Here is a 14,018-nt window from a genome sequence, read left to right as displayed (position 1 = left end):
CCCTTGATTTTATTCTGCTTTTTTGGTCTTTGTATTTTTAGGCTTTACTGCTTGAGCGTTTTGCTTCTTAAAGTCCCAGCTTCCTAATTTAGGGAATGATGGGCCTTCAAGCTCTTCATTCCATTGCTCATACTCAGCGTGTAGCTTATTAAACTCGCTTTTATTTTGTTTATAAAGATTACTACTCTCTGAAATATCTTCCTCGATGTCATAAAGCATGGTTTGCTTGCGTTGTTTGATCATTTTCGTATCGCCGGTGAGCGATGCCTGCCAACGACCAAAACTTCGCCAAAATAAAACATCGTGAGGTTGGCCTTTGTTTTCGCCAGTTAAATAAGGCACTAAATTCACCCCATCTAATGGCTTATTTTTGCTAACATCAACACTTGCCTCATCAACAATTGTGGCAAGTATATCCAGCGAGCTTATCGGCTTATGGTAATCTATGCCGGCAGGCACTTTTGTTGGCCAACGCATAGCAAATGGTACTCTTACACCGCCTTCAAACGGGTCACCTTTTGCACCTCGTAATACGCCATTATCTGAAGCATTCTTTTCTAATGGACCACCATTATCTGATAGGAAAAAGACAATAGTATTATCATCGATGCCCTGCTCTTTTAAGGTATCTAAAATTTTGCCAACGCCATCATCAACTGCGCTGATCATAGCCGCATAAGTTTTGCGACGTTTATTCTTTATATGCGGATAACGGTCTAAATACTCTTGAGTTGCTTGTAATGGAGCGTGTGGGGCATTGTAGGCAACATATAAAAAGAATGGGTTATCCTTTTCTTGTTTAATAAAGTTTACTGCATCATTAGACAGTTCATCGGTTAAGTACTCTTTTATGTCAACGCGCTCGTTATTGCGTAATAATCGAGTGGAATACCACTGCCATTTTTTCGTCACCTCTGATAAGTCGTTAATATTCAATTCTTCTGGAAAGTAACGATGACCACCAGACAAAAAACCAAAGAAGTGATCAAAACCACGCTTATTCGGGTGCAAGTCTGGATGAGTTCCCATATGCCACTTCCCTAAAATACCTGACGTATAGCCAGCAGGCTTTAATACTTCAGCAATATTTTTCTCGGTTTTGGGAATACCTGCATTTTCAACGGTTGGATCTATGGTTGGATTCCCGACAAAACCGAATCGATCTTGGTAACGACCAGTTAATAAACCTGCTCGGCTCGGTCCACAAACCGGGTATGATACATAGCCTTTAGTAAACCGTGCTCCTTCATGGGCAATGCGATCAATATTGGGGGTGAATATTTCTTTGGAGCCATTGAAGCCGACATCAGCATAGCCTTGGTCATCGGTTAAAATAACAATTAAATTAGGTTTTTCTGCTGCGTTCACTTTGAGTGCAAAGAACATACTGATAGTGGCTGCTACAGTCGCTAGAATTAGCGCTTTAATTGAATTATTCAAAGTGGTGTTAAACATTTTAATTCCCTGGGATTAATGTCATCTCCGCGTTCTATTGTTAGAAAACGTATTCCTATTTTTATTTTTATTTTTATATTGCTGTTTGCGTTAAATCTTTTAAAAATAAACTATTACATATCCCTGAATAGCCGGCGATGGCAACTTCGGCCTCATCAACAACACGCGTCTGTACACCTTGCGATTCAAGCGCCATTGCAAAGCAAGTGCTTAAATGTTCATCTCCAACGATGACAACTTCGGTAATATCAGAGATATTCCATTGCTCAGTCGCGATGGCAGCATGTACATCACTACCAATAAGTAGTCCAGATAAATAAGAGCATGCATTACCTTGATTTAACTCGCCAAAAAGTTGCTTCGTACGCACACTAAAAATATTGTGACTAAAGCTACCGACGCTGCTTGAATTGGCTTTATCAACGCCAAGCTTGAATGCGTCTGCATCAAAAATGTTTGTTTTCTTTTGAATTAAGACACTTTTACTGGTAAGCAGATCGTACAGCTCGCCGGTCATTGCGGTTTTAAAGAATTGTATTTCGCCATTGTCAACCAGTACCCATTTAGTATGCGTACCAGGTAAGCAAATAAGCTGACGACCTTGTTGATACTTTTCATGTTTAAGTAACAAGCCTAATACTTGTAATTCTTCGCCGCGCATTACATCAGAGTGTTTATCAGGAATTTCACAACTTAGCCCGGGAACGATGTATATAGGGTGGCCCCTACATATAAACGTTAAACAAGAGGTTGCTAGTCGATCAAGAGAAACTGGACAAGGTAAATACGGTGCTTCTTTCCAGCCTAAGGTTGACCCTACTTGGCCAGATAAGAGAATTGGCATTTGTCCAAACTCTTTCCGCCATGGCGCTATAACCTGCATAAGGTGCTGCTCAAATTGTTCTTCAATCTTCGTTACACCTGTTCCTTTGGCAGATTTTATTACTGTTAAAGTGCCTTGCTGATTAAGTTGGCATAAATAGGCACGCAAATGACTACTGCCCCAATCTGCAACTATGACATATTCAACATTCACCTATACTTTCCCCAACAATAGTTTTATTACATTCATATTCGTAAATAGCGGTGCTCTTACCTTATAACTTCCAGGGACGTATACCCAGTTGATGAAAAGAGTGTAGTTATACTTTATTCATCATATTTATTAATCTGTATTGTATTATATATAGTACTTTACTACAATTTGGAAGAACAATTTGCATAAACTGACAAATATTATCGTCAAAGGACAATTATGAAGGCCAAATTCAGCGCGATTTTTATTTTATATTTATCTATATTGTTGGGCTGTAATGCTGCTGAAAATGCTGAACCTAAAGTCCTCGTAGACTTTCGCAAAGCAATACCGAAAAATGAAATAACTCACTCTGGCGGCAACATTACTTACAGTGAAGATGGTTTACTTATCGAGGTTAAAGCCAATGAGAAGGCCAGCATTTCATTTTCGGGAAATTGGGATATACATCAATGGCTCTACTTAACGCTAGATTTAGAAAATAAAACTGACCAGCGCCTGCGCTTCGATAGCTATATCTTAGGCAAGGTAAAAGGAAGAAAGTTTACTAAACCAATACATGCTATTGGTTGGCTTGAGGCTAAAGAAGTACGCTTATTTAACAATTTACTACTTCCTGATTATTCGACTAGAAAAACAACCTATGCAGCGATGAGCGAGGATTTTCCGAACACTCGCGGCATGCCAACCGCAATATCATTCACTAATAGTTTTGATTTAGCGTTAACTAATCAAATTAAACTTACCTTACCTGCCCAGTCTTTTTCGCAAACTATTTTATTAAAAAAAATGAGTTTAAAGCGCCCAGCATTTGCTCAGCTATATACAACTAACAAAGAGAAATTTTTTCCATTTATTGACAGGTTTGGCCAATACAAACATGAAACTTGGCTAGGTAAAACACTAACAGATGCACAACTTAAGCAAGAACTTAAAGATGAACAAGTCGACTTAAACTTACATACTGGCTCCAAAGAGTGGAGTAAATTTGGTCCGAAACTAACTGCAAGTGGGCACTTTCGTGTAGAGAAACATCAGGGTAAATGGTGGTTTGTTGATCCTAACGGCTATTTATTCTGGTCTATAGGGGTGAATAGTGCTCTGCAATTGCATGTGGGTACACCAGTAACAGGCCGTGAGAACTTTTTCGAGTTTCTTCCTAAGAAAAATGATGCCAAGTATGGTCAGTTTTATCAGAAAAATGGCGAGTTCGATTTCGGTAAGTTAAATATGTTTCGCAAATATGGCCATAATGATGAATCAAAGTATGCGCAATTTTCTGCCACTCGAATGCACAGCTGGGGGTTAAATACGGTAGCCGGCTTTAGCAATAAGGGCGCACTTGTAAGTGAGCAAAATAGAATTCCATATACAAAGACACTATCTACAATTTGGGGAAACCCAGGGATAACCAGTAAGTTTCCGGATGTATTCTCTCCAAATTTTGCCAAGAGTGTAAACAAGCGAGTAAAACAGGCGTCGACAGCGATAAAAGATGATCCATTTTTTATCGGTTTTTTTATTGATAACGAGTTGTATTGGAAAAGCCCAAATACCTTGGCAAAAGAATTGATTAAAAAGCCTAAAAACAGCTCTGCTAAGCACCAGTATGTAGATATTGTTAAAGATATATACAAGACTCTTGATGAAGTAAATAAACGCCTAGGAAGTTCATTTACGAATTGGTCTGCTCTTAAGGCGAATAAACAAGAATTTCCTTTAAAAAACATAACAATGCTTGAACAAGCAAACATTGCCTTTTATCAGAAAATGAGCCACAAATACTTCAGTACCATTTCTAAAGCAATAAAAAATCACGCACCTAATAAATTGTATTTAGGTTGTCGCTGGCACGTAAATGCCGATCATCGAAACCACTACAATGTAAGCATTGGCGCACAATATTTAGATGTTATTTCATTTAATCAATACGATAACGAAATGTTAGAAAACAGCATTGCAGAAATGGTTAATATAGACAAACCTTACTTAATTTCTGAATTCAACTTTGGTGCTGTCGATTCAGGTAAATTCTATCCAGGACTTGGCCATGCATCAGATCAGCGTAACAGAGGTGAAAAATATCAAAACTTTGTAGAAAGCTCGATGCGTGACCCCAAAAATGTCGGTGCTCATTGGTTTATGTGGGCCGACTCGACAACGGCTGGTCGAAGTGTCGTTGGGGAAAATGCTAATGCCGGTTTAGTCTCTTCTTCTGACAGGCCTTATTATCAGTTGTTAGAGTATGTACGTAGGACAAATTATCATATGTACAAGTATCGCTTACAGCAATAATTGAAACGAAAGAGTATTAAACTGGTTTAGGTGATACGCGCATCCAAACAGTCATTTCTTGTTGTGACTTCAGACTTGAAAATCCGGTATTTTCAATGCCTCGTTGATGCTTATTTATTGCATTTGGAGCATGAGTAACAGGCTCAACACAAAAGAAATCCTGCTTTTCAGGGCTATAAACAACCATAAATTTGCAGTTAGTAGATGCACTAACTTCTGCACACATTTGCCATTCAGGCCAGCACACTTTTGCTTTAGCAGGAAAATCGATGAATGTATTATCCAACTGATGATCATTAACCACCATACCTTGCGCAGATTGTAAGCACTTAGGTGCATCTATCACGGTAACGGGCATGGATTCATTATCTACCTGCCACATTTGTTTAACATCAGCTTTAAGCGTGGCTTGAGCAGTACGGGAAAAGTATGGATGCAAACCAAGACCCGCTGGCATCTCATTTGGGCTAAGGTTTTTCAAGATTAACGTTTGTAACAGCTCTCCGTTTTGCAATTCAAAACGATATATCGACTTGTACGAAAAAGGCCATTCATTAGCGGTATGCACATAGCTTAGGGTCAAGCTACTTTCAGTTTGCTCGTCAACATTCCAAGCCACTTGCCACCCATGACCATGGTTTGTATGCCGCTCTGGAAGTTGATTTAATGGCAATTGAATTTGTTCACCTTGCCAGAAGAATTTGCCTTCTCGAATGCGGTTTGAAAATGGTACTAACGGAAAGCATGCTGTGCTGGTAACATCTACAGCACCAAGCCTATTTGGGAAAATAGAAAATCGATTATCATTTGTAATGTAGTCATAAGCTAAGATACTTGCACCAAGTTCAGGTGCAATAACCACTTCACTTTTACTATCTTTTATTATTATCTTCATCAAGTATCTATAATACTATTTATCATATTATTAGATTAACGTTTGTTTCTTGGTTATGCAACTCTGCATTGCATTTAACCCAAAAATAATTTAATCATCATTGTCTGATGAGGATTTATGGTAAGACGTATTGGTTTTCTTCAAGCCCTTGTACGCCATCAAGCTGATAAATAAACACATTACCGGCTTGTGGTTCAGTTAATAATTGCTCTGCTGATAAATCTTGGCGAGCAGAAGTTATGATTAGCCAATCAAGATTTGGCCCCCCAATAGCAACACAACTAGGCTGTGAAACTGGCAAGCTAAGTTCAATATCTACTTGCCCATCAGTATTATAACGAACAACTCTAGAGCCTCCCCATTGAGCATTCCAAATAAACCCCTGTGCATCTACCGTTGAACCATCTGGATATGAATTCTCAGCTGTTGTAACGAAAAGCCTTTTATTTGAGATTTCACCAGTATCAACATTGAAATCATATTGAAATAATTGTTGTTTTGGTGAATCAGCATGATAAAGCTTAGTTCCGTCAGGACTCCAACAAAGACCATTAGATATTTCAATATCACTTATCTTTGGTTGGCATTTAAGCTCTTTATTTACCATATATAAATGTGCTAATTGATTGCTAGCTGATTGGGTTTCAACCATGCTACCAGGCCAAAATCGACCTTGTCGATCAACTCGCCCATCATTAAACCGATTTCCGGGAATATGCTGTTCAGGTTTATCTAGCCATTCAATCGCTTCACTTTCAAAATCATAAAAAGCTAAACCATTAGCGAAAGCAACGATCAGCCTTTTATCATTTTTAATAAAAGCAAAGCAGCCTACTCGGTCAGGCATTTGAAATCTGGTTAATTGGTTTGTTTTAGTGCAGTAACAATAAAGGCTAGAGCCTTCGATATCGGTCCACCAAATACAACGGCTAAGGGCGTGCCATTGCACGCCCTCACCTAATGTATTTGTAACGTCGATAACTTTGAGTAAGTTACCGATTGTTACTTTTGACATAGCTTATTACCACCAAGCAGAGTAGAAGCCTATTAAGATTAAACAAACAGCGACTGTTGAAATGTTAAATCCTTTTGATGTGCTAAAGTCCATTCCTTTCAGGTCAACTGCATTGTCATGCTCACCTTTCTTTTCTAAAAGGGAAACAATAACGGCGAGCGATGTACAAAGTACAAACACTAAACCCACACGGTCCATAAATGGTAATTCAGGCCAAATCATCCAAAATATAAACGAAAATAGTGCAGAACCTAAAGCTGCAACTAAAGCTCCATTTGCAGTAGTTGTTTTCCAGAACATACCTAAGAAGAATAGCGCAACTATACCTGGTGTAAAGAAGCCAGTAAACTCTTGAATATATTGGAAAGCCTGATCAAATTGACCAAGTAATGGCTTAGCCACTATCATTGCAATAACTAGAGCGCCTAAGCTCACAATGCGTCCAACTTTTACGTAATGCTCTTCACTACGAGGTTTCTTATCATTTTTATATAAATCCATGGTAAAAATAGTTGCGATTGAGTTTGTCATTGACGCTAGTGAAGAAACTATTGCTGCAACTAATGCTGCAAAAACTAATCCTTTTAAGCCTTCTGGCATCAAATTCAATAATGCTGGATATGCTTGGTCAGGTTTGTGTAAATCAGGTACTAGTAACACAGCTGCAATGCCTGGTAATACAACAATTACTGGCATTAATAGTTTTAAAAATGCGGCAAAAGCGATACCCTTTTGGCCTTCACGTAGATCTTTTGCGGCTAACGTACGTTGAATAATGTATTGGTTAAACCCCCAATACGACAGGTTCATGATCCACATGCCACCAACAAGAACAGACAAACCAGGAAGGTCCATATAGTGCTCACTGTCTTTGGCTAAAATCATGTCAAACTTTTCTGGCGCTTGCGCTACTAAGTTATTAAAACCAGCTATTAGGCCTTGTCCTTCGCCAATCAAATCTAAAGCAATATAAGATAAGAACAAGCCGCCTAATACTAATAACACCACTTGAATAATATCGGTAAAGGCTACTGCCTTTAAGCCACCATAAAGAGAGTAAGCTACTGAGAAACCACCAAGGAAGATCATGCCATAAACAACATCTACACCGGTAATGGTGTTAATTGCTAAAGCCCCTAACCATAAAATAGCAGTTAAGTTTACAAATACATAAACCCCTAGCCAGAATACCGCCATTACTGTTCTTACACGATGGTCAAAGCGCTGTTCTAGAAACTGCGGCATAGTGTAGATTTTTTTCTCGAGGAAAATTGGTAAAAAATACTTACCAACTATCATTAAAGTGATAGCTGCCATCCACTCATAAGAAGCGATTGCTAAACCAATTTTGTAGCCAGAGCCCGACATACCAATAATCTGTTCAGCAGATATATTTGCCGCAATTAGTGAAGCACCAACGGCCCACCAAGGTAATGAATTACCTGCTAAAAAATAATCATTCGAATTTTTCTCATGGCCCACTTTTTCTCTTGAAACCATATAAGCAATTGCAATAAGTGCAATCACATAAAACACGAAGACTGAAATGTCTAGTGTTGATAAGTTCATAATTTTCCCCTGAAAATTCTCTTTTAAGTTTGTTTTTAGTTTTATTTAATTTGTTTGCAAGCCTCTGCAAACAAAGCTATTTTTTTCTCACTTTCAACGAATATGTCATCTTCACTGTAAAGGCTATTTCCAATACCAACACCTTTGGCTCCGGCAGCCATCCAATCTTTTAAGTTAGTAGTATCTAGTCCACCAACAGCAATAAAGTTAGCACCTTTGGGGGCAATACTTAATAATGCTTTTAAATGCCCTGTACCAAAAGTTGTTGCCGGAAAAAGCTTTAACCAACGAGCGCCACTATTATATGCTGTATAGACCTCTGAAGGAGTTGCAACCCCAGGCATATGTAACATGTTATATTCAGCCGCTTTTTGGATAATATCAACATCAGTATTTGGAGAGATTGCTAATTTAATCCCCAAAGCATGCAACCTGTCTAATTGCTCTACTTTAGTGACTGTACCTGCACCAATTAAACAATCAGAAGGCATTGAGTTATAAAGAATTTCAATGCTTTCATAAGCACCTTCCCTATTCAATGGCACTTCCATTATTTTGATGCCATGCTGATAAAGCTTTTGCCCTATAGCTTTGGCTTGAGCTGGTTTCAGCCCCCTAAGGATAGCTATGCATGGATTACTTTGTAACTGGCGCAACATATTTCCTTTAGGTAGATCTATATTCATATAACACCATTTATAATATAAATCATACCTGAATAAAAGGATTTTATGTTTTAGTTTGGATTAATTTGTAGAATTGGTAAGACATCTCTGCTTAAGAATTGAGGCGAAGCCCAACAAAGACGTTTGTTTAGCATCATAGGTTTTACTTTTGTAGCCCATTAAGCCTAAAACCGTTGCAAAATATTTACTTAATTTTATTGAACCAACAATATGAATGGATTCAACTTGATCGAATTCCCAATATGGTGATTGCTGTGCAGCTCTTGCATCTGTTCCTATCAAAATCCCTGATAGATATGACGTTGCTTGTTGCTTGGTTAGCTGTGCCTGTATTTGCCTGGTTCTAACACTAAAGAGGTCATGACTAAAATCACCTGCATCACCTTGTAGAACATATTCAGCACCTTCTATAAACACTTTAGAATCAAAGTTATCGTTTGGCTCTTCTATTAATACACTGCTATTTGATAAAATATCGAATAATTCACCGGTCATCGCTGTTTTAAACAATCGGATAGTGCCATTTTCTACTAATACCCATTTTGTATGGGTGCCAGGTAAACACAGGATATGCTTACCGGTTTCATGGGCTAAAGCTAATTGCATCCAACCTAAAATTTGCAACTCTTCGCCACGCATGACATCAAAACTTTGATCTGGATACTCGCATGATGTGCCTGGAAGTACATAGATATCATGACCGTTAGCGCTAAAACTTTTTCCACCAAAAGCAATGTCTTTGGGTGCTAGCGGACAGGGTAAATATTTTGTGTTTTGCCAGCCAATACTTGAACTAATTTGTCCCGCCATATACACAGGTAGTTTGCCATACTGAGGTATCCAAGATGAAATACAATTAAGCAACTCCTGCTCAAAATTACCATCACACTTTGACACGCCACGTCCTACTTGGGTCTCAATAAGCCGCAATTCAGCGTCCTTTGATAACTCACAAAGGTAAGCACGTAAAAAACTGGTTCCCCAATCAATAGTTACTAGATATTGGCTAGCCATTATATCTTGCCACCATCTATGACTAATTTTTGGCCCGTTATCATTGAACTATCATCAGAGGCTAAAAATAAAGCGAGTTTGGCAACGTCACTGGCAAGGATTCGTTTTTTTATCGCCATGGATTCCATCCATTGGTTTTCAACATCTTCATTTAACCAAGTTTGTAACTGTCGCTCTGTCGCAACCCAACCTGGTAAAATGGCATTTACTCTAATATTGTCACAGCCAAAATCTTTGGCCATGGCTCTGGTCATGCCAATAATTCCAGCCTTAGCGGTTACATAACCAGACATATTTGCTAAACCAACAATCGCATTAATAGAACTGAAATTTACAATACTACCACCACCATTTTTCTGCATATAAGGATAAACGGCTTGTGATGCAAAAAATGTCGGATCTAAGTTTATTTTCATGCAGTCATGCCATTGTTGCTCACTTATTTCAGAAACATGATGGCGCATGTCATTAGCAACATTATTAATGAGAACATTTATAGCGCCTAATGCCTCAGCAGCGTCTTTAACTGATTGTTGCAAGTCAGTTTGTTTAGTCGCATCAATACTTTGAAACCATACATTTCCATGCAAATCATCCGATAGATGCTGTGCTGCATTATTATCTAGGTCAACAAAAGCAACTTTTGCCCCTTGCTCGACAAAAGAGCGAACCATTTCAGCACCAATACCACTGGCACCACCGGTGATAAAAATAACTTTGCCTTTCAAACTAGGATAATGAGTAGAATAACTCATCAAATTCTCCCCTTTCACAAATACATCTATAGTGCATTTTTTTTAATTATATAAACACTTTCACATGTTTAATTGTTTTTTTCAATCATTGATAACACCTGATAAACATATATAAATAAGTGGATATAAACCAAAAATACGATAACTTAACAACCTATTAACATATAAAAAATGTATTCGGGATTTGTTTTCGGGAAATTATATGATTTAATGGACAAATGAATAAATGCGCAAATGAGTATAACGATGGTACAAAAACATAACTTAACTTACCAACTAACCCATGACTTGGGAAAAGCTATAGTTACAGGGACATATAAAGTAGGTGAAGGTCTCCCTACTGAAGCTGATCTGTGCGAACAATATGACGTAAGTCGTAGCGCCACCCGAGAGGCTGTTAAAATGATTGCCGCTAAAGGGTTAATTGCTTCGCGCCCTAAAAAGGGTATTCAGGTTTTACCTGAAACTAATTGGAATATGTTTGATACCGACGTACTCGGTTGGATTCTCAGTTCGAACCCTTCCCTTACATTGTTAAAATCTTTCACAGAAGTTAGGGCAGCTATTGAACCACAAGCTGCTGCATTAGCCGCAGTTAATGCAACATTTGAAGAACTAGAAGAAATTGAAAAAGCATTAGCCCGTATGGAAGCTGCTGAAAAGGGTTTAGATGATCCACTAGATTCAGACATTGCTTTTCATACTGGTGTCCTAAAAGCCAGTGGCAATCCTTTTATTGTACAATTAACCGAATTTATTAGTACGGCACTAAAAGTAAGTATTCGATATACAAATGCTACAAAAGGTGAATCAGGAGATATCGAAAAGCACGCTCATATCCTTAACACAATTAAATCTAGAAACCCTGAAAAAGCCCATATAGCGGTTAAAGAAATCTTAGATGAGGCGTTAGAACTGATAAACTCTAACCTGAACTAACAACTCACCACAACAGTGCATTTACGCACCATAGTGGTGCGTAAAGTTTTTTGATTTAATGCCCCGCATATGACAAAACCTTTATATATAAACACTTAAAGAGTTGGCACGATAATCGCTTAATGAAAAACAACTAATATTTTTACACTTTAATTATAACCTGCAGAGTAATTACGGAGACGTTCATGTCACAAGCAGTATTCGATCTAATCAAAGATAACGATGTAAAATTCGTTGATTTACGTTTTACCGATTCAAAAGGTAAAGAGCAACACGTTACACTTCCACATCATCAAATTGATGAAGACTTTTTTGAAGACGGTAAAATGTTCGATGGTTCTTCAATTGCTGGTTGGAAGGGCATTAACGAATCTGACATGGTATTAATGCCAGATGCAGCAACAGCTGTATTAGACCCGTTCACTGAAGAAGCAACAATGAACCTTCGTTGTGACATCGTTGAGCCTGCAACTATGCAAGGTTACAGCCGTGACCCTCGTTCAGTAGCTAAGCGTGCTGAAGAGTACATGCGTTCAACAGGTATTGCTGACACAGTATTAATTGGTCCAGAGCCAGAGTTTTTCGTATTTGATGACGTTAAATTCCACACTGATATGTCTGGTTCAATGTACAAAATTGATGACAAAGAAGCTGCATGGAATGGTGCTACACACTATGAAGACGGCAACACAGGTCACCGTCCAGGCGTTAAAGGTGGTTACTTCCCAGTAGCACCAGTTGATTCGTCTCAAGATCTACGTTCAGCAATGTGTTTAGTAATGGAAGAAATGGGCTTAGTTGTTGAAGCACATCACCATGAAGTTGCAACTGCTGGTCAAAACGAAATCGCTTGTCGTTTTAATACTATGGTATTAAAAGCCGATGAAGTTCAAATTTATAAGTATGTTGTACATAACGTTGCACATGCATACGGTAAAACAGCTACATTCATGCCTAAGCCATTAGTTGGTGACAACGGTACTGGTATGCACGTTCACCAATCATTAGCGAAAGACGGTGTTAACCTTTTCTCTGGTGATCAATACGGTGGTTTATCTGAAACTGCACTTTACTACGTTGGCGGCATTATTAAACATGCTAAAGCGTTAAATGCATTCACTAACGCTTCAACTAACTCGTACAAACGTCTTGTACCTGGTTTTGAAGCTCCGGTAATGCTTGCATACTCTGCACGTAACCGTAGTGCATCGATTCGTATTCCAATTGTTCCTACACCAAAAGCAACTCGTATTGAAGTTCGTTTCCCTGATCCAACAGCAAACCCATACTTAGCATTCTCTGCAATGCTTATGGCTGGCCTTGACGGTATCAAAAACAAAATCCACCCTGGCGATGCTATGGATAAAGATTTATACGACCTTCCTGCTGAAGAAGCAGCGGCTATCCCACAAGTTGCATCTTCACTTGAAGAAGCACTTGATAGCTTAGAAGCTGATATGGACTTCTTAACAGCTGGTGGTGTAATGGATGAAGATATGATCAATGCTTACATTGGTTTAAAACGTGATGAAGTTGAATTATTAAACTCAACTACTCACCCAGTTGAATTTGATATGTACTACAGCGTTTAATCGCGAATATCATTTAAACTTATTGAAGCCCGCTAATGCGGGCTTCTTTGTTTCAGCGATAAATTACAGAACTGCTATAATAAAATTTTATAGCAATTTACTAGCACTATGCTAAATATTTAGTTAAATTAGATAGTAATGCCCTAAACTTGGGTTAGTAACTATATGATGTATCAATCATTTAGTAAGACGATTTAAAAAGGAACATTTTAATCGATGGCAAAGTATACAATTTTTGTAATACTGTTTTTTACACTCTTAGCACCTGCTACTGCGGCCTCATCAAAGATATATGTGTGGCGCAATGCAAATGGTGATTTAGTGTATTCTGATAGCCCCAAACCTGGTGCTGAAGAAATTGCCGAAGAAATTGAAATTAAAAACAAACAAACTGTTATATCTTCTGTAAACACTACTGTGCTGGATATCAGCCCAAGAGTCGTACAAGAAGAATACCAGGTCCAAATCTCTCAACCTGAAGATCATGCCACCATACGCGATAATTCAGGTTCAATATACATCTCCGGAAGAGTCGCTCCTGTTTTCAAGCGTGGCTTTAAAGTGCGCTTACTAATGAATGGCGAAGCACATGGAGAACCTCAAACCCGTTCAGTATTTATCCTACGAGATGTTGATCGCGGCGAACATAAAATAAAATTAGAGCTACTTAACAATCAAGGCAAGGTTATTGCATCTTCTAAAGAAAGAACTGTTTACTTGCATCGTGCTAGGGTTAATTAGCTAATTTTCTCTATTTAGGTGCAAAA

Annotated in this window: 12 protein-coding genes; 4 read left to right on the top strand and 8 right to left on the bottom strand. The window is 38.4% G+C overall.

Annotated elements, in window-relative coordinates; all coding sequences use genetic code 11:
- Positions 1-9: 9 nt before the first annotated feature.
- Together RI845_RS02990 and RI845_RS02985 are read right to left on the bottom strand one after the other, a co-directional pair.
- The gene (locus tag RI845_RS02990; RefSeq protein ID WP_348388274.1) at positions 10-1,455 is read right to left on the bottom strand and encodes a sulfatase-like hydrolase/transferase; all 1,446 of its coding nucleotides are present in this window, start codon (positions 1,453-1,455) and stop codon (positions 10-12) included.
- Between the two features lie 73 nt (positions 1,456-1,528).
- A complete protein-coding gene (locus tag RI845_RS02985) occupies positions 1,529-2,491 on the bottom strand; it encodes a 2-dehydro-3-deoxygalactonokinase (RefSeq protein ID WP_348388273.1) in 963 nt (320 codons plus the stop codon).
- Between the two features lie 219 nt (positions 2,492-2,710).
- Between RI845_RS02985 and RI845_RS02980 the strand changes: the two genes are divergently transcribed.
- Positions 2,711-4,786 (top strand): hypothetical protein, encoded by a 2,076-nt coding sequence (locus RI845_RS02980; RefSeq protein WP_348388272.1) that lies wholly within the window; start codon positions 2,711-2,713, stop codon positions 4,784-4,786.
- A 16-nt stretch (positions 4,787-4,802) separates the two neighbouring features.
- On the opposite strand, the gene RI845_RS02975 is transcribed toward RI845_RS02980, so the two are convergent.
- From RI845_RS02975 to RI845_RS02950, 6 genes are all read right to left on the bottom strand, one after another.
- On the bottom strand, positions 4,803-5,681 hold the full coding sequence (locus RI845_RS02975) for an aldose 1-epimerase (protein ID WP_348388271.1): 879 nt from the start codon (positions 5,679-5,681) through the stop codon (positions 4,803-4,805).
- A 115-nt stretch (positions 5,682-5,796) separates the two neighbouring features.
- Positions 5,797-6,696 (bottom strand): SMP-30/gluconolactonase/LRE family protein, encoded by a 900-nt coding sequence (locus RI845_RS02970; protein ID WP_348388270.1) that lies wholly within the window; start codon positions 6,694-6,696, stop codon positions 5,797-5,799.
- Positions 6,697-6,702: 6 nt separating this feature from the next.
- Complete coding sequence (locus RI845_RS02965; protein WP_348388269.1) at positions 6,703-8,265, bottom strand: sodium/sugar symporter; 1,563 nt, start codon at positions 8,263-8,265, stop codon at positions 6,703-6,705.
- Between the two features lie 41 nt (positions 8,266-8,306).
- Complete coding sequence (locus tag RI845_RS02960) at positions 8,307-8,951, bottom strand: 2-dehydro-3-deoxy-6-phosphogalactonate aldolase (protein WP_348388268.1); 645 nt, start codon at positions 8,949-8,951, stop codon at positions 8,307-8,309.
- A gap of 60 nt (positions 8,952-9,011) precedes the next feature.
- A complete protein-coding gene (locus RI845_RS02955; RefSeq protein WP_348388267.1) occupies positions 9,012-9,965 on the bottom strand; it encodes a 2-dehydro-3-deoxygalactonokinase in 954 nt (317 codons plus the stop codon).
- Positions 9,965-10,720, bottom strand: a complete 756-nt coding sequence (locus tag RI845_RS02950) for an SDR family NAD(P)-dependent oxidoreductase (RefSeq protein ID WP_348388266.1) — start codon at positions 10,718-10,720, stop codon at positions 9,965-9,967. Before RI845_RS02950 ends, RI845_RS02955 begins: the two co-directional genes overlap by 1 nt.
- A 234-nt stretch (positions 10,721-10,954) precedes the next feature.
- On the opposite strand from RI845_RS02950, the gene RI845_RS02945 reads away from it, so the two are divergent.
- The 3 genes from RI845_RS02945 (at position 10,955) to RI845_RS02935 (ending at position 13,992) form a co-directional block, all read left to right on the top strand.
- Positions 10,955-11,659, top strand: a complete 705-nt coding sequence (locus RI845_RS02945; RefSeq protein ID WP_348388265.1) for a FadR/GntR family transcriptional regulator — start codon at positions 10,955-10,957, stop codon at positions 11,657-11,659.
- A 185-nt stretch (positions 11,660-11,844) separates the two neighbouring features.
- Positions 11,845-13,251 (top strand): glutamate--ammonia ligase, encoded by a 1,407-nt coding sequence (glnA, locus tag RI845_RS02940; protein WP_348388264.1) that lies wholly within the window; start codon positions 11,845-11,847, stop codon positions 13,249-13,251.
- Positions 13,252-13,467: 216 nt separating this feature from the next.
- The gene (locus tag RI845_RS02935; protein ID WP_348388263.1) at positions 13,468-13,992 is read left to right on the top strand and encodes a DUF4124 domain-containing protein; all 525 of its coding nucleotides are present in this window, start codon (positions 13,468-13,470) and stop codon (positions 13,990-13,992) included.
- Positions 13,993-14,018: the final 26 nt, after the last annotated feature.

Origin of the sequence: Thalassotalea nanhaiensis, assembly GCF_031583575.1 — a bacterium.
In the GTDB taxonomy this organism is placed as follows: Bacteria; Pseudomonadota; Gammaproteobacteria; order Enterobacterales; family Alteromonadaceae; genus Thalassotalea_A; species Thalassotalea_A nanhaiensis.
The sequence above is the reverse complement of the archived record's forward strand: the minus strand, read 5'-3'. Positions and strand labels throughout refer to the sequence as shown.

Coding starts and splice junctions, on each gene's coding strand:
- RI845_RS02990 (WP_348388274.1), bottom strand. CDS start 1,455: ATGTTTAACACCACTTTGAATAATTCAATTAAAGCGCTAATTCTAGCG.
- RI845_RS02980 (WP_348388272.1), top strand. CDS start 2,711: ATGAAGGCCAAATTCAGCGCGATTTTTATTTTATATTTATCTATATTG.
- RI845_RS02975 (WP_348388271.1), bottom strand. CDS start 5,681: ATGAAGATAATAATAAAAGATAGTAAAAGTGAAGTGGTTATTGCACCT.
- RI845_RS02970 (WP_348388270.1), bottom strand. CDS start 6,696: ATGTCAAAAGTAACAATCGGTAACTTACTCAAAGTTATCGACGTTACA.
- RI845_RS02965 (WP_348388269.1), bottom strand. CDS start 8,265: ATGAACTTATCAACACTAGACATTTCAGTCTTCGTGTTTTATGTGATT.
- RI845_RS02960 (WP_348388268.1), bottom strand. CDS start 8,951: ATGAATATAGATCTACCTAAAGGAAATATGTTGCGCCAGTTACAAAGT.
- RI845_RS02955 (WP_348388267.1), bottom strand. CDS start 9,965: ATGGCTAGCCAATATCTAGTAACTATTGATTGGGGAACCAGTTTTTTA.
- RI845_RS02950 (WP_348388266.1), bottom strand. CDS start 10,720: ATGAGTTATTCTACTCATTATCCTAGTTTGAAAGGCAAAGTTATTTTT.
- RI845_RS02945 (WP_348388265.1), top strand. CDS start 10,955: ATGAGTATAACGATGGTACAAAAACATAACTTAACTTACCAACTAACC.
- glnA (WP_348388264.1), top strand. CDS start 11,845: ATGTCACAAGCAGTATTCGATCTAATCAAAGATAACGATGTAAAATTC.
- RI845_RS02935 (WP_348388263.1), top strand. CDS start 13,468: ATGGCAAAGTATACAATTTTTGTAATACTGTTTTTTACACTCTTAGCA.